This is a genomic window from Streptomyces sp. NPDC008150, assembly GCF_042956945.1.
In the GTDB taxonomy this organism is placed as follows: Bacteria; Actinomycetota; Actinomycetes; order Streptomycetales; family Streptomycetaceae; genus Streptomyces.
Window position 1 is genome coordinate 496,373 of sequence record NZ_JBIBHJ010000002.1, and the last position, 19,502, is coordinate 515,874.

At 71.7% G+C, this 19,502-nt stretch carries 7 protein-coding genes; 3 read left to right on the forward strand and 4 right to left on the reverse strand.

The window, feature by feature from the left end:
- Positions 1 to 15 precede the first annotated feature (15 nt).
- From ACFZA0_RS08195 to ACFZA0_RS08210, 4 genes are all read right to left on the reverse strand, one after another.
- Positions 16 to 12,237 (reverse strand): hypothetical protein, encoded by a 12,222-nt coding sequence (locus tag ACFZA0_RS08195; RefSeq protein WP_391013131.1) that lies wholly within the window; start codon positions 12,235 to 12,237, stop codon positions 16 to 18.
- Position 12,238: 1 nt separating this feature from the next.
- A complete protein-coding gene (locus ACFZA0_RS08200; RefSeq protein WP_391013133.1) occupies positions 12,239 to 12,574 on the reverse strand; it encodes a hypothetical protein in 336 nt (111 codons plus the stop codon).
- Positions 12,571 to 13,062 (reverse strand): YbaB/EbfC family nucleoid-associated protein, encoded by a 492-nt coding sequence (locus ACFZA0_RS08205; protein WP_391013134.1) that lies wholly within the window; start codon positions 13,060 to 13,062, stop codon positions 12,571 to 12,573. The genes ACFZA0_RS08200 and ACFZA0_RS08205 overlap by 4 nt, the downstream gene beginning before the upstream one ends.
- A 504-nt stretch (positions 13,063 to 13,566) precedes the next feature.
- Positions 13,567 to 14,649 carry a tyrosine-protein phosphatase gene (locus tag ACFZA0_RS08210; protein WP_391013136.1) on the reverse strand — a complete coding sequence of 361 codons (1,083 nt, stop codon included), beginning with the start codon at positions 14,647 to 14,649 and terminating at the stop codon, positions 13,567 to 13,569.
- A gap of 344 nt (positions 14,650 to 14,993) precedes the next feature.
- Between ACFZA0_RS08210 and ACFZA0_RS08215 the strand changes: the two genes are divergently transcribed.
- The 3 genes from ACFZA0_RS08215 to ACFZA0_RS08225 all read left to right on the forward strand — a co-directional run bounded on the left by ACFZA0_RS08215 (position 14,994) and on the right by ACFZA0_RS08225 (position 19,413).
- Positions 14,994 to 16,595 carry a fibronectin type III domain-containing protein gene (locus ACFZA0_RS08215; RefSeq protein WP_391013138.1) on the forward strand — a complete coding sequence of 534 codons (1,602 nt, stop codon included), beginning with the start codon at positions 14,994 to 14,996 and terminating at the stop codon, positions 16,593 to 16,595.
- Between the two features lie 178 nt (positions 16,596 to 16,773).
- The gene (locus tag ACFZA0_RS08220; RefSeq protein ID WP_391013140.1) at positions 16,774 to 18,003 is read left to right on the forward strand and encodes a carbohydrate-binding protein; all 1,230 of its coding nucleotides are present in this window, start codon (positions 16,774 to 16,776) and stop codon (positions 18,001 to 18,003) included.
- 189 nt (positions 18,004 to 18,192) lie between these two features.
- Complete coding sequence (locus tag ACFZA0_RS08225; protein ID WP_391013142.1) at positions 18,193 to 19,413, forward strand: cytochrome P450; 1,221 nt, start codon at positions 18,193 to 18,195, stop codon at positions 19,411 to 19,413.
- The last annotated feature ends 89 nt before the right edge of the window (positions 19,414 to 19,502 follow it).

Below are 19,502 nucleotides of genomic sequence, written 5' to 3' on the forward strand. Positions count from 1 at the left end.
GACGGCCCGCGCGCCTCACGGATCGAAACGCCGCACGCTGCCGTCGCCGGTGACGACGGTCAGGACCGTCCCCAGGTCGCGGGCCGCCGTGGCCGCCGCGATCTCCGACAGGAGTTCCCCGCGCTCCGCCCATCGGCGCAGCAGCCGGTAGCGCTGCGCGAGCGTGAGCGTGACCTCGCCGATCGGGAGCGCGCCCGTCAGCGCGGCGAAGGCCGCCTGGTCCGGGGTGGGTGTCACACCGACCGCGGCGAGGTCGGCGAGCGGCACCGTCGTACGGGACGGGCCCGCCCAGTCGTCGGCGGCGAGGCGGGGCGCCCGCGCCGCGGCGTCCGGTGCGGCGAGACGGAACTCGGTCCAGCGGTGCAGCGCGTCGGACGGGTCCGGTCCGCCGAGCAGCGCGCCCAGTCCCGGCCGGTCGAGCAGTTCGGGTGCCTTCCTCCGCACGGAGTCCGCGAGCGCGGTGGGCAGCCAGTCGCCCGTGCCGCCCTGCTGACGCAGCATCAAGGGCATGGGAACGGCGGTGGAGTTGGTGCCGGTTAGGGTTTCCGGGGCCGTCGTGGCGGCGGACTTCACCTGGTCGGGGCGGACCTGGACGCCGAGGTGGCCGGTGAAGAGATCGGCGACGTTGTCGAGCCAGCCGGCCGCCACCGCGGGATCGATCCCCGGCCGCACCGACTTGCTCATGTACCGGCCGGACTTGTCGTTCACGGTCCAGGAGCGCTGGGCGGCACTCCAGCGGAACTCGCCCGAGACGCGGCTCGCGCCGGGCTGTGTGCGCCCGCCCTCCTGGAACACGGCGGCGATACCGGTGTGTCCCAGACCGTCGATCTCCGCCCGCAGGGAATCCGCCGTCACCTCGGGGCGGCGCGTGCGCACCCCAGCGAGCAGCGCGTCGAACTGGTCCTCCGCCATCACCTGCGACGGGGCCTCGCTGCCGAGCAGGACGCGGCCGTCGTCGGTCACCGTGTAGAGCCACACCGCGTCGTGGTTGCCGGTGACCAGCAGATCGGGGTCGACCTCTTCGAGCGGGATCCACAACGGGTTCGCCCGCACGTCCCCGTCCTCGTCGCGCTCCTCGTCCTTCACGCGCTTCGGCATCACGGAGTCGCCGTAGTCGGCGGTGAGTTGCTCGGGGGAAGGCGGCGTCCTGGTCTCCCCCTCGGCGCCGGACTCCTTGCCGCCGCTCCCCTTCTCCTTCGCGCCCCCTCCGCCCTCCCCGCCTCCCTTCTCGGCACCTCCCTTGTCGCCCTTTTCCTCCGGCCCAGTGCCGCCCTTGAGGCCCGTTTCCAGGGGCGGTTGCGGCAGGGGGGAGGCCGATTCCAGCGTCTCGTAGTGGTCGACGCCGTTGTAACTGACGTAGACCGTGGGCCCGTTGGCCTGGTCCGAGAGTCGCTGGAGCAACTGCCCGCCGTTCTCGTCCGACCGGACGAGGACGAGGTCGATGCCCAGCGACTGGGCGAGCAGCAGGGGAACTTCGTCGTAGAAGGGGGTGTGCCACAGTTCGGCCGAGCGGATCGCCCGGTCGACAAGTCCCCGTTGTCCCATGGCCAGTGTGCGCGCCGCGGTGTTCGGGACGACGCTCGGCAGGTGCTGCCTGATCTCCCGCCACAGCGCGTTCGCCCTCGGGGTCGCGGGTCCGTGCAGCGTGCGCAGCACCAGTTGGCGCAGGTTGTCCGCGTGCGCGGTGTCGGTCAGCGCTCGGCGCCGTACGGTCGAGACGGCGCCGGTGGCCCCCCGCAACTGCGTCTCGATGCGCGCCCTTTGGGCGTCGGTCAGCGGAGGGAACGACTGGAGCGCCAGGGGTACCAGCAGGGGGCGCAGACTGCGCAGGTCCGGATACCTGTCGTGGACGATCGTCTCCAACGGGTCCCGGGTGCCGTGCTGTTGGGCCGCCGCGGACGTGGCGTACCAGTCGGCGGTACGGCTCCGCAGGTCGCCGACGGTCATCGTGCGTACCGCCCTGCCTCCCACCGTGTGCCCCGGGTGCTGGGTGGCCAGGCCGGCGATGACCGCCGAGAAGAGGCAGTTGCCGTCCGGACGCACGTTCCGCAGAGTCAGCGTCTGTCCGTCGACGACGACCGTGCGGTCGGGGTTCGGCCTGTCGGTGTCACGCGGCTTGCCCTTGGCCTCCTGGTCCTTGGCGGCCTTGTCCTTCGCCTCCTGGTCCTTGGCGGCCCTGTCCTTCGCCTCCTGGTCCTTCGCTGCCCTGTCCCTGGCCTCCTGATCGGAGTCCGCCGGACCCTTCCGCCCGCCCGTGTCCTTGGGCGGAACGGGCGGAACGGGCGGCGTCGGCGGAACGGGCGGTGCCGACAGCGGTGTTGATCCCGGCTGCGGGCGTGCCGACAGATAGCTGTCGCCCCGCCGGTAGACGGTGGCCTGCGGACGCGGTCCCGTCGACGGGTCGTCGGACCCCGGGAAGAACTGGTAGGTGCCGTCCTCGCCGACCACGGTGAGGTCGACGCCCAGCGTCCGCGCGGTCAGGCCCGCGACGAGGTCCGACGTCGCGCCGTCCCACCGGCGCCCGCGCCGCACGTGCAGGCGCACCAGACTCCGCCGCTGAGCGGGAGTGAGGGTGGCCAGCACCTCGGCCGGCAGGCGTCCGCCCTCGTCCGCGGTGCTGCCGAGCAGGGAGCCGTCCTTCCGGACGATCTCCGCGAGCCTGCGGTCCAGTTCGTCCCGGTGGAACACGGCGTGGGGGTCGAGCGTCACGTCGTCCGGCATCGCGGTGCTCTGGGACACCCGGCCGGCCAGGTTGTCGCGCCGGGCCTCCGTCACCGCGCCGGGGCCCCGGGGGTCGGTGGCGGCCAGGACCGCGCCGAAGAAGCCGTTGCCGTCGCCGGCCGGTTCGTGCAGGTCGTACAGCCGGCTCTGGCCGTTCGGGTCGGTCACGGTCAGTGTGCGGTGGTCCAGTGACGCGTCGAACCGGCGCAACGACGGGTCGGGGGTGCCGTCGCTCTCCCACGGCGGACGGCTGAACGCGGGGCGCAGGTCGGTGCCGTCCCCCGTCCCGCTCTTCTCGTCCTTCTTGTCGTCCTTCTTCTCCGGGGCCTTGCCCTTGTCGTCCTTCTTCTCCGGGGCCTTGTCCTTCGTGGGCCCGGTTCCGGGTGCGGCCGGTGCCGTGAAGACCACCTCGTCCGGTTCCGGGGTCGAGCCGAGCCGGGCCCGGCCCTCGGGGGTCGCCGAGAGCTGGTGCCAGCGGGTGAGCCGGTCGGCCGCCTCGCGAACGCGCGCGTACTCGTCGGCGAGAGCCTCGGCGTGGTCCCGCCTTTCGCCCAGTTCCGCGGTGAACTCGTCCAGGCTGTCGCGCGCGGCGTCACGGGCCGTGCGCGCGGCGGTCACCTCGTCGTCGGCCGCCCTGAGGACCGCGTCCACGCGGTCGCGTGCCGCGTCGAGTTCCTCGTCGTACAGCTCCGCCCAGCCGTCGTGGGCGGGTTCGGCGCCGTCGTTCGCGGTCTCCAGGCGGGCGACCTCGGCGCGGGCGGCGATCACCCGGGGCAGGGTCTCGGGGTCGCGGGCGACGAGGGTGGTCAGGTTGTGCTCGGCGTCGGTGAGCGCGGCCTCGCGGCGCGGTCCCTCGTCGCGGCGCAGCTCCCAGTACTTCTTGTCGGCCGCCGTCCACTCCTTGTCGGCCTTGGTGACCGCGTCCCACGCCTTGGCCGCCCTCGGCGGGAAGCCGTCGTCCTTGATGAGGCCCAGCTCCCTGGCGATGTCCTCGCGGACCCACGCCAGGACCGTGGTGTCGGTCTCGCGCGCCTGCGGTGCCCGCTGCGGATTGCCGAAGGGGCTGCGGATCGCCTTGACCGGCGCGGAGTCCTTCACGTGATGGTGAACGGCGGCGACGCTCAGCCACGTCGTGGGGATCGCGAAGAGGAACGTCCGCGTGGTGTTCGGCTTGACGTTCACCGAGGCGAGCCGGTCGCCCGCCGAGGCGAGGGTGTCGGACTCCGACGAGGTGTCGCCCGGTCCCGAGGCGCCCATCTGGTTGGTGCCGGTGGCCTGCGACGAGGTGGCGGGGCCGCCGCCGATCGACGACTCCGTCTGGCCGACGCGGCCGGCGGTCGCACCGCCGCCCTGGATGTCGCGCTTGGGTGCCTCGTGCTTCATGCCGTCGGTGACGGCGAGCAGCGTGGCCTGCCGGAACCGCGGCCGGGAGAACAGGCGCAGGTCGCCGTCCGCGCCGCCGAAGAAGCCGCGGTCGGTGAGCCCGGCCACCTCGTAACCGCCGGGGGTCAGGGTGCGCTCGAAGAAGGAGCTGAGGGCGCCGTTGCCGGTGCCGTCCTCCAGGTTCTGCGCGGGCCCGCTTCCGGCACGGGTCAGCGGGGTGTCCTGGGCGCGGGCTATCAGGTCCTCGTCCACGGGGCCGGTGAGCGGGAAGGACGTGTCGTAAGCGGCGGCCAGGGCAAGGGAGTTGGCGGTCTGGAGCTGGTCGACGCCGACGATGCGGCGGACCTTGAAGCCGTCCGGCGGCATCGTGAACGGCTTCATGGTGTCGTCGGGGTGCAGCGTGTCGAGCCAGCCGCCGGGTCCGGTCGTGGCGGGGGTCGGGACCCGGCGGGAGGGGCCGGGGTCGTCGAGCTCGGCCGGGGCCAGCGGGTCGTCGCCGTCGGCCGTGGGGTCGGCGGGGTCGGGGCGCATGAGGCTGAGCGGGTAGTGCTCGACGAGTTCGCCGACGTCGCCCTCGGAGCGGACGGTCAGCAGGCGCCGCCCGGACACGCCCCGCCAGGTGCGGCCCGCCGTGCGCTTCACCCAGGCCGCGGTGCCGGTGCCCGTGCGGGGCTCGCGGGTGTCGGTGACCTCCAGGGTGAGCCGCAGCCGGTAGCGGGTGACGTACTCGCCGTGCCCCTGGGTCGTCGTCGCGGTGGCGATGCGCACGCTGCCCTCGGTCTGGTTCTGCGCGGCGGTCTGCTGGGTGGAGCCGACCTCCGAGTACGACGGTCCGGCCATCCGGACGGTGCCGTTGCCGGTGTGCGCGCCCTCGGCGACGGTGGTGCCGACGCTGGCGCCGGAGGTACGGCTGCGGCCGTCCTGGGTGGTCTCCACCGCGTGCCGGTGCTCCTCCAGCTCCACGCTGTGGCCCATGCCGCCGAAGCCGGTGCCGTCCGGGTTCGCCCTGCCGACGGGCACCTTCACCGGGATCAGCTCGGCGCGCGCCCGCACCTTGCGGTGGCCCACCCACAGGTTCGCGGTGGACGAGCCCCAACGGCCCACGCGGGCGGGCACGGAGGAGCTGCCGCCGGTCATCTCCTTGCCGAGGGCGCGCACGACGCGTTCCGAGATCAGCCGGTGCACCGTGTCGCGGTCGTTGCTGGACAGTCCGAGCGGCCTCAACTGCCGGTCGAAGTCGTTGAGTACGGTCGTGGTGTTGAGCGCGGTGAGCGGGAAACTGCCGAACGGGTTGTCCAGCAGCCACGGTTGGGGCGACCAGGTGCGCCGGGTGTAGAGCGGAACGTCTCCCCAGCGGTCCCGGAGCAGCCCCATCCGGTAGGCGCTCTTCTCGGGGACGTGCCCGACCCAGCCGTTGTTGACGAGGACCCGGCGGCCCGCGGCGCCCGCCAGCCACCGAGGGACGTGGCTCATGCCCGTGGCGCGCTCCCCGACCCTGGTGGAGGTGGCGGCGATCTCGTGCTCGACGTCGCCCTTGATCTGGACCTGGCGGTTGAGGTCCTTGCGGTTGATCTCGGCGAGCGCGGCCCTGGTGACGGCCCGGAAGCGGGACTTGTCGAGGCGGTAGGGGCTGGCGACGAGACCGTAGTTGCCGGTGGTGCCGGTACCCGTGTCGTGGGAGTGGAGATAGACGAGCTGTCCGCCGAAGAACAGCGTGCTCGTGCTGGTGTTGCGGCCCGCGGCCTGGGTGACACCGCCGAGGGTGGTCTCGGTCTCCACCGGGATCGCGCCCGTGAGCGCGACGAGGCTGCCGGGGCGGATACGGCTGCGGTGGGCGAGGACCGAGGAGCGGTCCAGGTAGGGCGCCTTGGCCCAGAGGCCGGACGCACGCCAGCCGGTGGGGGCGGACGACTGGTCGAAGTTGGCGGTCAGGAACTGGCTCTGGAACACGCGCAGCGCGGCGTCGTGGGCGGGCGCGCCCTTGTGGGTCAGCAGCCACGAGTTGCCCGAGGACTCCTTGAGGACGTCCTCGGCGGCCTGCGCGAGCGCGGGATCGGCGGTGACCGAGAGCGTCTGGTGCGGGTGCCGCCGGTACTCCTCGCGGCCCCGGCGGGAGGCCCGCTCGAAGAGGCCTCGGGTGGAGAGCGCGAGGTCCCGGGCGATCTGCGTCGTCGAGCGCAGCGGTATGCCGTGCAGGGGGTCGTGCGCTGTGGTGACGTCGTGGGCGGGCGTGTGCTCGACGGGCACGCCGATCAGGACGCGGCCGACGACGGGACCGTTGGCGCGGCCGGTGCCGACCGCGCCGGGGGCCGGCGCCCCGGTCGGGCCGATGAGGTTCTTCTCCCGCTCGGTGAACACGAACGGCTGGGTGCCGAGCAGGTTGAGGAACAGCACGCCGCGCAGCAGGCCGCGGAACCGCCGGAAGCCGCCGCGCCGGGCCGTGAGGGTGACCTCGTAGCTGTAGAGGTGGGTGCCCTTGGTGCCGATCGACATGCCCTCGTGGGTGGCGCCCGCCCCGTACCCGCTCTCCGAGTCGGTCCGCCTGCCGTAGCGGACGCCCGCGGAGCCGGTGCCCGCGTGCAGCGGACCGCCGGCCTCGTCGGTCTGGGCGTCGCGCAGCGAGACGAGCCCCTCCAGGCCGACGTGCGCGCCGCGGGCGCTGTTCTGCCGGCCGCCGAGGTTCTCGCTGCCGGGCGCGCTGAACCGCAGTCGCATGTCCTTCTGCGTGCCCTCGAAGCGCCGGTCGGTGAGGTTGGCGTCCACCCAGACGTAGCGGTGCGCGCGGGTGGCGCGGCGGGAGTCGACCAGGGAGATCCGCAGCCCCGTGGTCATCATGGTCTCCAGGTTGCCCGCCATGCTGTGGAAGGCCAGGGTGTTCAGCACCTCAAGGGTGTTGGACACCGCCATCTGGAAGTGGTCGGCGTTGCGCCACCGCGGGTTCTTCGGGTCGAGTTCGGAGAGCGGCGCGACCAGGTCGGGGTAGGCGCGGGCGACCTCTTCGACGATCCGGTCGCTGAAGTGGTCGAGGAAGGTGCGGTCCTCGCCGTCGATGTTCCGCACGTGGGAACCGTCGGGGAAGGTGAACTCCTCGACGCGGCTCATGCCGAGGGTCGGCGGCGAGTCCTCGGTGAGGTACGGCGGCACCCTGGGCGCCTTGCCGGGCGGCGGGGCCGCCTCTCCGGCCAGTCGTCGCGCCTCGGTGCGGGTCAGCCGTTCGACCGCCCACGTCTGGAACGTCCGGGTACGGGGAGCCTCGCTCCACGCCTGCGGGGTGTTCTTGCGCAGCCTGCCGGACACCGACTGCGCGTCGTCCCTCCTGCGGGCGGGCAGCGGCGCCTTGGTGTCGGGCGGGGCGGTGACCGTGACGGTCTTCTGCACCAGGTAGAGGCCCGTCGGGTCGCCCTTGGCCTGCCCCGCGGACTTGACGGCACCCGTGCCGCCGCTCACCGAGGCACGGTTGCGGGAGGAGCCGTAACGGAAGTTGAGGCCGGCGAGCAGCCGCAGGTCGAACTTGCCGCTGTCGATGCCCAGGAGTTGGAAGGCGGGGCCGATCGCGCCGCCGACGTCGACGCCGGACGACTTGCTGGTGGTCCGCTCGTTGCGGACCGTCGTCTGCGAGATGTCGCGGAGTTCGGCGGCGGTGGTCTCGCTGATGAGGACGGCCTCGCCGGACTGCACCTTGACCGAGAACACGCCGAGCGGCTTCTTGCCCGCGTCGTCCTTGAACAGCGGGGGCGACATGACCTTGCCCGCGGCCATGATCCGGCCCATGCGGTGGAAGCCGTCGGTGGAGAAGAACGAGCCGATCTGCCTGCCCGCCATGCTGTCGGTGTCGGCGCCGATCTGCTGGAGCGCCCAGTCCCGGATGTGCGCGACGGGGCCGAAGCTCTCCGTGTTCATCATGCGGTAGTGGGAGCTGCCGTCGAGGCGCATCCGGGCGGGCAGCCGGTCGGCGGGCGGCTTCGCGTGGGTAAGGCTGTCGGCGATCCGCACCAGCAGGCCGTCACGGACCGCGAACCCGAAGGCGACCTGACCGCGGTTGCCGGTCGGGGACTTGAGGGCCTTGCCGGTCCGGTCCACCGCGTGCCCGGAGGGGTCGGTGACCTTGAACTCGTACCAGACGTCGTCGAGATGGGCGTGCGAGCCGTCGGTCGTACGGGTCTCGTTCTGGTTCACGACGAGGTTCTGGAGGTTGTACTCGACGCGCTTGGTCCAGGAGACCTGCGCGAAGATCCGCCCCCAGGGCGCGAACAGCGTCTTCACCGGGCCGAGCGGCGCGGTCGGCGCCAGCGACGTCGCCGTGCTGTTGACGGCGACCCGGCCCGTGAGACCGGTGTTGCGCTGCATGGTGTCGATCTTCACGGGGTTGGCGTATCCGAAGGTGAAGCGTTCCCACTGGCCGTAGGGGCGGGCCGTCACCGTGAGGACCCGCCTCTTGCCGTCCACCGTGCGGTAGTTGAACTGCTGTCCGTCGCCGAAGAACCCGTGCGGGTTGTTGACGAGGGTGCGCCGCACGTCGTCGATGAGGCCGTCTCCGACGCGGTTGCCCCCGGGCCGGGCCGGGCGCGGGCGTACGCCGAGAGGCTGTCGCAGGTTCAGTTCGAGCTGTCTGATCACCTGGTCGGTGCCGCGCAGGACGCGGTCCCCCTGGCCCAACGTGTAGGAGCTGCGCAGCAGGTTGCGCGGCAGACCGCGCAGGACCTTGCCGATGCCGCCCATGTACTCGGGGAGTCGCGCGCCGTCGGTGAACGACTTGGGGCCTCCGCCGGACTGCGGAGCGGCGGGCAGGTCGAGGTCGACGCGCGGCGGGCGGCGTGAGTCGAGGTCGTGCACGACCCACGTGGGACCGGGCTTGACGGCGGGCGACTTGACCACTGCCGGGGCGGTGAACTTGGCCTCGGAGTCCTCGTCGATGGCCTCCAGGGTGACCGAAAGGCCCTTCCTGGCAGGGGACTTGGCGGCCTTCGGCGTCACCGCCGGCTTCGGCTTCGGGGTCGTGGCGGGGGGATCGAGTGTCGGACCCGACGTACTGGAGGTGCTCGACGTACTGACCGTGGTGATCACGGGCGTGTCGCCGCCCAAAGTGACCACGGGCTGCGGGACGTCCGTGCCGTTCCCGGACCTGCCGCCGCCCCGGAGCCGCGGCGGCAGGCCGAGGCCGTTGCGGAGCCGGTCGGCGAGCGCGGTCGCCTCCGCACGGGTTCCGCCCCGGGCCAGCCGGTCGGCGACCTGGCGCACCGCGTCCCGGTACGCGTCGACGGCGTGCCGCGAGTCGGCGAGCACGGGGTGCAGCTCCATCGGCAGCACCAGCGCGGTGGCGGTGTCCCACGACGGGCGCGCGGCGTCCCGGTGGGGCGCGGGGGTGGCCTGCGCGAAGTCCTGGTACGCGTCGTCCCACAGGCGCCGGGAGGCGTTGGCGGCGGTTGTGTCCAGGTGTCCCGACCAGGGGCCTGGTTGCGTCATCAGGGCCTTGACCTGCTGCAACGGCGTGAGACCGGTGTCCCGCAGGGACAGTTTGCCGCCGCCGAGCAGCGCCTGGGTCCGCTGCTCCACGGTGAGGGTGGTGCCGGTGGACGTCAGCGCGTCGACGTCGATGTCGGTGTCCGCGGTGGGGAGATCGGTGGCGGTGAGGCCGGGCGGCAGGTCCTCCTCCGTCAACCGGCTTGCGATCCACAGCCGTTGGGCCGCGTCGCGCTGCACGACCGGGACGATGTGCGGGGTGCGGCCCGGGGTGAGGTCCGGGGTGCCGTTGAGGGTTGCGTGCACGTTCGGGGAACCCGTGGCGTCCAGCCGCGGTTCGCCGCCGAGATCGCGCAGCCGCGACTCCGTCCGCGCGACGTGCGCCCGCGCCGTCTCCTCGTTGGCCTCGGCGTCCTGGAGCGCCGTGGCGTCCCTGCTGGAGCCCTCACCGGTCTCCACGCGCAGGCGCAGCCGGTCGGCGGTGTCGACGGCCTCGCGCAGTGAACGCACCGCGTCGGCGTGTGCGTCGCGGGCCGTGTCGATGTCGGTGGGGGTAATGGAGGTGGTGTGGACGGTTGTGGTGTTCCCGCTGTTCGCGCTGTTCGCGCTGTTCGCGCTGTTCGCGCTGTCGGTGCTGCTGTCCGTGCCTCGGGGGCCGTCGGGCGTCGGTGTCACGGAGGCTTTGCCCTTGCCGGTGGCGCTCCCGTTCTCGTTGCCGGTGCTCGAACTCGTGGGGTGGGGACCGCCGTTGTGGGTGACGCTGCCGGTCGGGTGGGCACTGGTGGGAGGGACGGTGGTGTTCGTCGGGGTGGGCGCGCCCACGGTGGCCGGCGGCGTGGCGACGGGCGTGACGACCGCCGGCGGCAGGTCCGGGGACGGGTCCACCCGGATCGGGTTCGGTGTGACCGTCGTTGCTGTGGCCGGGGCAACCTGCACGGGAGGGGACAGGTGCGAGCCGCCCTGCTGGGCCGGGAGTTCAGCGGTGCCCTGTGACGTCTCGTCGTCGCCCCGTACGACCTGGTCGTCGTCGTTCGTCCGTGTGCCGGTCGTTGTGTGCGTCGGGGTCGGGGTCGGGGTGACGGTGTGGACCCCACCGTTCTGGACCGGGCCGACAGGAGGCGCGGTCGGTGGCGGAGTGGGACCGGTGACGTCGTGCGGGGTGACGGGCGGCGGGGCAGCCTGCGTGGTCGTCGTGACGACGGGCGGTACGGAGCTGATCGCGGGCGGGTCGAGTACCGGGGGCGGGTCCACGTGGGTGTCCGGCCGGTCCACGTCCGCATCGTTGACGGTGACGGTGTCACCGTCCGGGTCGGCCTTGGTGCCGCCGGCCGTCGGCGTGCCGGTGGTGTGCGGCGGGACCGGGATGTTCGACGTGGTGTTGCGGTTCGGCGTATTGGAACCCGAGGTGCTCCCCGTGCCGCCGACGCCCTTGTCCAGTCCCCCGTCCTGGTCCGGGGCGGCGTGGTGTCCGTCGCCGTTCGCCTGCGTCGAGACCGTCGGTGGGTTGGCGAAGTTCTTCAGCCAGTCGGCGCTGTTGGTGACGGCGTGCTCGGCGCCCGCCTCGAACCGCTCGCTCAGGCCCGAGCCGACGAAGGTCTGCCAACTGGGCGTGAAGTCACCGAAGAACGCGCCCATCACCAGCGACTCGGCCAGGGTCTCCGACGCGCCGTCGGCGATGAACTCGCCTGTCTGGTCGAGGGACTTGTGGGCCAGGCTCTCGTCGCCGTGCGGAGTCGGCGTCACGTGCGGGGTGGGGGTCGCCGTCACATGGGGCTTGGGCGTCGGCGTCACGTGCGGCTTGGGCGTCGGCGTCACGTGCGGCTTGGGCGTCGGCGTCACGTGCGGGGTGGGCGCGGACGTCCCGTGGGGCGTGGGCGTCGGTTTCGGCTTCGGCCTGGGTGTGGGGGTCGGATTGGTGTTCGGCGTCGGCCCGTTGGGGCCGTGCAGATCGACGTCGTCGAACTTCTTGCCGATGTTGGACACGTTCTTGATGTTGTTGGTGAAGTTCTTCATCGTGTTCGAGAAGATCGGCGCGAGGAAACCCGCCACCGCCCCGAACGCGGCGCTGATGCCGATGTCCTTCCAGTCGATCGACGTCGGCCGTTGCCCCTTGGGCGCGCCCTTCATCATGGCCAGCCGGACGGCGAGCGTCATGAAGGCCTCTTCGACGGCCTCCAGGAAGCTGGGCAACAGGTGCGTGCGGCGCGAGAGTTCGAGCAGGACCTCCAGGATGAAGATCCGGCTGCGGGCGCGCGCCACCGCCGCCTGGGAGGCGCTGGCGCCACCCGTGAAGAAGGACATCACGGCAAGGATCGCGAGTTCGATGAACAGCCGGATCAGCTCGGCGATGATGTTCCACTTCGCCTCACGGATCTGCATCGCGGTGTTGACCTGGCTCTTGGTGACCTTGTCCAGGTCGCTCTCGAACTTGTCGAGGTAGGGCAGGACCTGGTTGATCGCGCCGATGAACTCGTCGGCGGTGCCCTTGGGGAAGCCCTGCCCCACCACCAGCACCGACTGCTTCGCGCGCGACTTGAGTTCGCCGACGTGCTGCCGGAGCAGGTGGAAGGACTGGCTGGTGTCGTAGGCGCGGTCCTCGTTGGCTTCGAGGAACTTCTCGCCGATGAGGACGAAGAACAGCCAGTTGAGCTTGGGTGAGACGACGATGGCCACGTTACGGACGGCCCCCGGTCCGGCCGCTCTGCTCGTGGATGGCGTCGATGATGCCGCTCTGGGTGCCGCGGATCGACTGGAGGTTGTCGAGGGTGCCGTCGCCGACGGCCGTGATGCCCGTGGCGATGGCATCGATGGCGCCCAGCACGGTGTCCCGGGTCTGCACGAACTGCTTCCTGAGCTTCTGGCCGTAGCTGTCGTCCCCGGTCCAGCTGGTGTCCGCCAGGTCCGAACGGGCCGCGGAGCCGACCTCCGCGGCGTAGCTGCCCAGGTCCCGGATGGCCCGGCTGCCGCCGGTGATGGCCGCCGGGTTCGCGGTGTAGGACGGTCCGGTCATCGGGTGCCTCCGTCTTCCTCGTCCTCTGCGATCTCGTCGCGCAGCCGGGCGCCCGCCCCGGGGCGGCCCGGCCCGTCGGTGGCGGGTGCGTACGGGCCCAGGAACCGGGTCCAGTCGATGTCGAGCACGGCGAGTTCGGGCACCTGCGGCCCGTCGGCGTCGAGCGTCCGGTACCGTCGGGCGGCTTCGCGGCGGGCCTGTTCGCGGCCCGCGTCCGCGGCCTCGACGATCGCCGCGCCGAGTTCCTCGCCGGACATCTTCCGGTACTTGCCGTCCAGGAACCGCAGGTCGCTCAGTTCGCCCTGCGGCCCGACGGTGACCTCGACGGAACCGTCGTCGGAGACCGCCACCGACGAGTAACCGCCCATCTCCGCCTCGGCGTTGGCGGCTTCCCGCTCGGCGGTCTCCAGTTCGGCCCTGGCCTGTGCGAGGCGGCGCTCCAGCCGCTCGGTGTGTGCGTCCGGGCCGGACTCGGGCTCCTGGGTCATCCCGTCCCCACCTTCCTCGTACTTCGCTCACCGCCCGGTGCCGCACGGGCCGGACGTTCGTGCGGTGTTCGCCGCGCATCCGCCGGTGGTACGTCGTGCGCCGGTGGCCGGGGGCCGCGGGCCGCGGGCCGTCGGACGAGAGGCTGCCCATCGGTGACTCGTCGTCAGGTCGTGCGCGTCCTGGCACACCGGACGTTCGTCGCCGACCGGCCGTTGGCGGTCCGGTCGGCCGGCGACTGCTGCGGCGGACCTGTTCACGCGTCCTGCGAGGACGCGCGCGGCTCGGGTTCGCACACGTACGATCCTGAACGGGCGGATTGACGTCCGTCCGAACGGCACATGACGTGCGGTGGACCAAGATTCACATCCGGATTAACACCGGTCGTTCCAGGACCGGTTGACGGCCCGACCGCACCGGACCGCTGCGGACCGGCCCGGCCAGGTGCGATCCGGTCCGGTCCGGTCCGCACCGCCCGGTCCCCGTGTCCGGCGCGAACGGCCCTGTCAGACCAGGAGCTTGGCCTTCAGCGCGGCGATGTCCGCGTCGGTGAGCATGAGACCCCTGTGCAGATAGGTGTCGAAGTCGCCGTAGATCTTGGTGACTTCGTCGAATGCGGACGTCAGCCAGGACAGTTCGACGGCGTCCGGGTCGCCCGTGTAGGTGTTGCTGGCCAGGAAGTCGGCCTCGACCGTGGCCCTGGGCACGCCGAGCAGGGTGAGCAGGACGGCGGTCGCCCAGCCGGTGCGGTCCTTGCCGGCCGTGCAGTGCAGCACCGTGGCACCGGAGTTGTTCTCGATGCCGACGAGGGTGTCGTGGAACGCGTAGTCGCCTCCGACGAAGTTGACCATGAACGGGTAGCCGATGGACTGCCCCAGGTCCCCCGATCCGTTGAACAGCCCGGCCGCCAGGGCCTGGGCCAGGGTGGCGACGGCGTTCTCGTGGAACTTCACCCCGTGGGCGAGGGACACGACGTCGGCGACCTTGTAGCCGACTCCGGCCGGGATCCGGTCCGGGTCCTCGGACCGCTCGGACACGTTGCGCAGGTCGACGTCCAGGGTGATCCCCTCGTCGGTGAGCACCTTCTGCTCCGCCGCGGTCAGACCGCTCAGCTTGCCCGAGCGGTAGACCACTCCGGTGCGGACCCAGTGGCCGTCCGTCGTGCGGTAGCCGCCCGCGTCACGGAAGTTCTTGGCATCGGGGAGCCCGAGGGAGCGTTCGGCGACGGTGAGGGTCCCGCCGGTGTCGGTGGTGAGCCGGAAGTACCAGCGCGAGGAGGCGGGGAGTGTGCCCGCGGGCACGGTGAGGCTGCCGGTGCCCGCGCCCGATCCCAGGGTGACGCCGGTGACGGCGGACGCGCCCGTCGTCGCCGTGACGCTCACCGTGCTCGCGGTGGAGGCCCAGGTGACGACGTAGCCGCCGTCGCTGTTCAGGGTGGCCCGCGCGGCGGTGAAGGGCGTGGTGGCTGTCGCCGCGGTGGCCGCGGCGGCGGGTTCCGCGGCGAGGGCCGGCACGACGAGCGGACCGACCGGCGCGGCACAGAGCACGGTGGCGGTGGCAAGGGCGAGGGCGGTACGGGGGATGCGCACGGGGGCTCCTCACGACAGCGTTCGTCGGCGGGTGGAAGGGGGTGGAGGCCGGTCGAGGTTCGACGCCGAACATGTAGCTCTGTGAACATGACAACGACATGGCGGAGCGGGAACCGCCGACGGAAGTTCTACCGATACGCTCGGACGACGCGAGGGGAACCGCCGGAACCTCCTCAACCAGGCTTCGCAGTAAGCTCATTGACGGGCTCTCAGGTCGGTCGCTGTCGCGCCCGCCGAACCGCCCTCCCCTCGGCCGCCCGGAGCGCCGGCACTCCCGCGCGGCGTTCACCCGGGGGCCATCCGGCGCTCACCTGCCCGCTCGCCCCGAGCGGCACCGTGGCCCCATGCACTCCGACGACAGACTCTTCGCCTCACTTCTCTCCCGTCGCGGAATCCTCGCCGCCGCCGGCGCGGCCGGTGCGGGCATCGCGGCCTCTCCCCTGCTCGGCGGTACGGCGAGCGCGGCACCCGCGTCCGGTGCGGACCGGGAGCGGGCCGCCGCCCCCGGCGCGGCCGGCGATCCCGTCACGACTCCCACCGTGGCCGGTCTGCACCTCCAGTTCGGGGCCGACGCGGCCACCGAGGTCGTGGTGTCCTGGCACACCCTCCAGCCGGTCCGGAACGCGCGTGTGCTGCTCGGTGACGCCCACGGCGCCTACTCCCGCAGCCGTTCCGCCGACACCGTCAGCTACACCGACGCCAAGTCGGGCACCGTGGTGTACGCGCACCACGCGCGCGTCACCGGCCTGAAGCCGGACACGGACTACCTGTACTTCGCGGTGCACGAGGGCGCCCAGGCGGAGTTCGGCACCTTCACGACCGCGCCGAAGGGCCGCGCCAAGGTGGTGTTCACCAGCTTCGGCGACCAGGGCACCCCGACGATGGGCAAGCTGGCGAACGGCGTCTACGTCAACGACAACCTGGGCAGCCCGGCGGCGGGGAACCTGCCCGCCGGCGTGGAGCGGGTGCGGCCGCTGTTCCACCTGTTCAACGGCGACCTCTGCTACGCGAACCTGTCGACGGACCGGGTGCGCACCTGGTCCGACTTCTGGGACAACAACACGCGCAGCGCCCGGCACCGGCCGTGGATGCCGGCCCCCGGCAACCACGAGAACGAGCTGGGCAACGGGCCCATCGGCTACCAGGCCTTCCAGACCTATTTCGCGACCCCGCGCCAGGACGGCCAGACGGACACCACCAAGGGCCTCTGGTACTCGGTCACGGCGGGCGCGGTGAGGGTCATCTTCCTCGCGAACGACGACGTCTGCCTCCAGGACGGCGGCAACAGCTACGTGCGCGGCTACTCCGGCGGGGCCCAGAAGGCCTGGCTCCAGAAGGAGTTGAAGGCGGCCCGCGCCGACAAGGGCATCGACTGGATCGTGGTGTGCATGCACCAGGTGGCGGTGAGCACCGCCGACCAGTTCAACGGTGCCGACCTGGGCATCCGCCAGGAGTGGCTGCCGCTGTTCGACCGGTACGGCGTGGACCTGGTGGTCTGCGGCCACGAGCACCACTACGAGCGGTCCCACCCGCTGCGCGGCCGGCAGGAGAACGCCACGCTCACCCCGATCCCGGCGGCCACTGACACGGACGTCATCGACACGACGCAGGGCACCGTGCACATGGTGATCGGCGGTGGCGGCACCTCGGCGCCCTCCAACCAGTTGTTCTTCACGCCGCCGGCCTGCCGCGTCATCACGTCGGTGGCCGACCCGGACGCGACGACCGGCAAGCGCACGGCGGTCTACACGCGTGAGGACGCGCCCTGGTCGGCGGTGCGCGACGCGGCCAACTCGTACGGCTTCGCCTCGTTCGAGGTCGACCCGGGCAGCAGGCCCGGCGGCACCACGTCGATCAAGGTCACGTACTACGACGTCGTGGGCACGCAGGGGCAGTTGAAGGAGTTCGAGAGCTTCACGCTGAAGCGCAGGCGGCGCGACGGCTGAGCGGTCCGCGATGCGGGCCCCGGCAGCGACGGCGGCCGGGGCCCGCACCGGTCGGCACAGGTAAAGAGTTTGCATGGTCTAGTCCAAAGTGCCATTTGGTCTAGTCCAAACCGTTGACGTGATCACGACGCCACCGGGAAGCTGGGGCAACTTCCCCCCTCTCCCCCGGAGGCACGCAGTGAGACGTCTTCGCGCATGTCTGGGCGCGGCAACCGCCGTCGGACTCGCCGCAGCGGGTTCGATCGCGTTCGTCGCGGGCAGCGCCTCGGGCGCGACCACCGCGCTCAGCAACCGCTGGTACGCGGCGGCCCCCTACCTCATGCCGACCGACAACAACCCGCCGGACGCCGGCGCCATCATGGACGCCACCGGCCTCAAGGCGTTCCAGCTGGCGTTCGTCCTCGCCCCCAACGGCGGTGGCTGCTCCCCCACTTGGGGCGGCACCTCGGCCGTGTCCTCGGACACCGCAGTGCAGTCCGTCATCAACACCATCCGCGCCAAGGGCGGTGACGTCTCCGTCTCCATCGGCGGGTACGGCGGCACGAAGCTCGGCCAGGTCTGCTCCGACGCGGCGTCGACCGCGGCCGCGTACCAGCAGGTCATCACCAAGTACGGCCTGCACGCGATCGACTTCGACCTGGAGGAGCCGGAGTACGAGAACACGGCGGCCATCAAGAACGAGATCGGCGCCGCCAAGATCCTCCAGCAGAACAACGCCGGGCTCTACGTCTCCGTGACCACGGCGGGCACGGCGGACGGCACCGGCTGGTTCGGCAAGCAGATGCTGCTGGAGGCGAAGTCGCAGGGGTTCACCCCGAACAACTTCTCCATCATGCCGTTCGACGGCGGCTTCAACGGCGCCGCGTCACAGACCAGCGCGCTGACCAACTTCAACTCGATCCTCCAGTCGACCTTCGGCTGGGACGCCGCGACCGCCTACGCCCACGAGGGCTTCTCCGGCATGAACGGGCGCAGCGACACGGGCGAGGTGTTCACGCAGGCCGACTTCCAGACCGTGCTGGACTTCGCCACCAGCCACAACATGGACCGCTTCACGTTCTGGTCCCTCAACCGCGACCGGCAGTGCAGCCCGGTCGACAACGGCGGTACGACGTCGGGTACTTGCTCCAGCGTGGCGCAGAACTCGTGGGACTTCGCGAAGTACTCGGTGAAGTTCGCCGGTGCCACTCCCCCCACCTCCACCCCGACCCCGACGGGCACTCCCACGCCCACGCCCACCCCGACGACCGGTACCGGGTGCAAGACGGCGTGGAGTTCGAGCGCGGTGTACGTGGCCGGCAACGAGGTCTCGTACAACAAGCACAACTGGAAGGCCAAGTGGTGGACCCAGAACGAGACCCCGGTGGCCTCGGACTGGGGCGTCTGGCAGGACGAGGGCGCCTGTTGAGGCACCGCTGACGCCGGCACCCTGACGCCGGTACGAACGGGCGGACACCTGCCTTCACGGGGGTGTCCGCCCGTTCGCGACCGAATGGGGGCGGCGTGCGGGCAGGTGCGGCCAATATTGCCCTGTGACCGGCGCCATGTGATCAATAGCCTTGCGGTGTCCGTCTGTTGACGCACCGAGGAGTCGTTCGTGACCACCGCGCCTGACCTGCCCGACATCCTGTCCAGGGAATTCGCCGAGGACCCGTACCCCGCCTACGGCGTCATGCGCGGCAGCGCGCCACTCATCTGGCACGAGGCCACCCAGAGTTACATCCTGTCGCGGTACGAGGACGTGGAGCGGGTCTTCAAGGACCGCGAGGGCCAGTTCACCACCGACAACTACGGCTGGCAGATCGAGCCCGTGCACGGCAAGACGATCCTCCAGCTCAGCGGGCGCGAGCACGCGGTGCGCAGGGCCCTGGTCGCGCCGGCGTTCCGCGGCCGGGACCTCCAGGACAAGTTCCTGCCGGTGATCGAGGCGAACGCCCGTGAACTCATCGACGGCTTCAGGGAGTCGGGCCGCGCGGACATCGTGGCCGACTTCGCGACGCGGTTCCCGGTGAACGTGATCGCGGACATGCTCGGTCTGGACAAGGGCGACCACGAGCGCTTCCACCGCTGGTACACGTCCGTGATCGCGTTCCTCGGCAACCTGGCGGGCGACCCGGAGGTGACCGCCGCCGGGGAGCGCACCCGCGTGGAGTTCGCCGAGTACATGCTGCCGATCATCCGGCACCGGCGCGACAACCTGGGCGACGATCTGCTGTCCGCGCTGTGCGCCGCCGAGGTGGACGGTGTGCGGATGAGCGACGAGGACATCAAGGCGTTCTGCAGCCTGCTGCTCGCCGCGGGCGGCGAGACCACGGACAAGGCCATCGCCAGTATCTTCGCCAACCTGCTGGTGAATCCGGACCAGTTGGAGGCCGTGCGGGCCGAACGATCCCTGATCGACCGGGCGTTCGCGGAGACCCTCCGGTTCACCCCGCCCGTCCACATGATCATGCGGCAGTCGGCCGTGGACGTCGAGGTGTCCGGCGGCACGATCCCCGCGGGCAAGACCGTGACGTGCCTGATCGGCGCGGCGAACCGCGACCCCGAGCGCTACGCGGAGCCCGACCGGTTCAACATCTTCCGCGACGACCTGACGACCACGAGCGCGTTTTCGGCCGCCGCCGACCACTTGGCCTTCGCCCTGGGGCGGCACTTCTGCGTCGGCGCCCTGCTCGCGCGTGCCGAGGTGGAGATCGGCGTCAACCAGCTTCTCGACGCGATGCCGGACCTGCGCCTGGACGACGATTTCCGGCCAGCCGAACAGGGCGTGTTCACCCGGGGACCGCAGTCGTTGCCGGTGCGCTTCACGGTGGCCTGAGCGGCGCGAGGGGTGACGGGCCCCTGACCCGGCCGGCCCCGCCGCCGTCCCGGCGGCACGCGCGGAACACGCGTGGAAGCGGCAGGGGT

Coding starts and splice junctions, on each gene's coding strand:
- ACFZA0_RS08200 (WP_391013133.1), bottom strand. CDS start 12,574: ATGACCGGACCGTCCTACACCGCGAACCCGGCGGCCATCACCGGCGGC.
- ACFZA0_RS08205 (WP_391013134.1), bottom strand. CDS start 13,062: ATGACCCAGGAGCCCGAGTCCGGCCCGGACGCACACACCGAGCGGCTG.
- ACFZA0_RS08215 (WP_391013138.1), top strand. CDS start 14,994: ATGCACTCCGACGACAGACTCTTCGCCTCACTTCTCTCCCGTCGCGGA.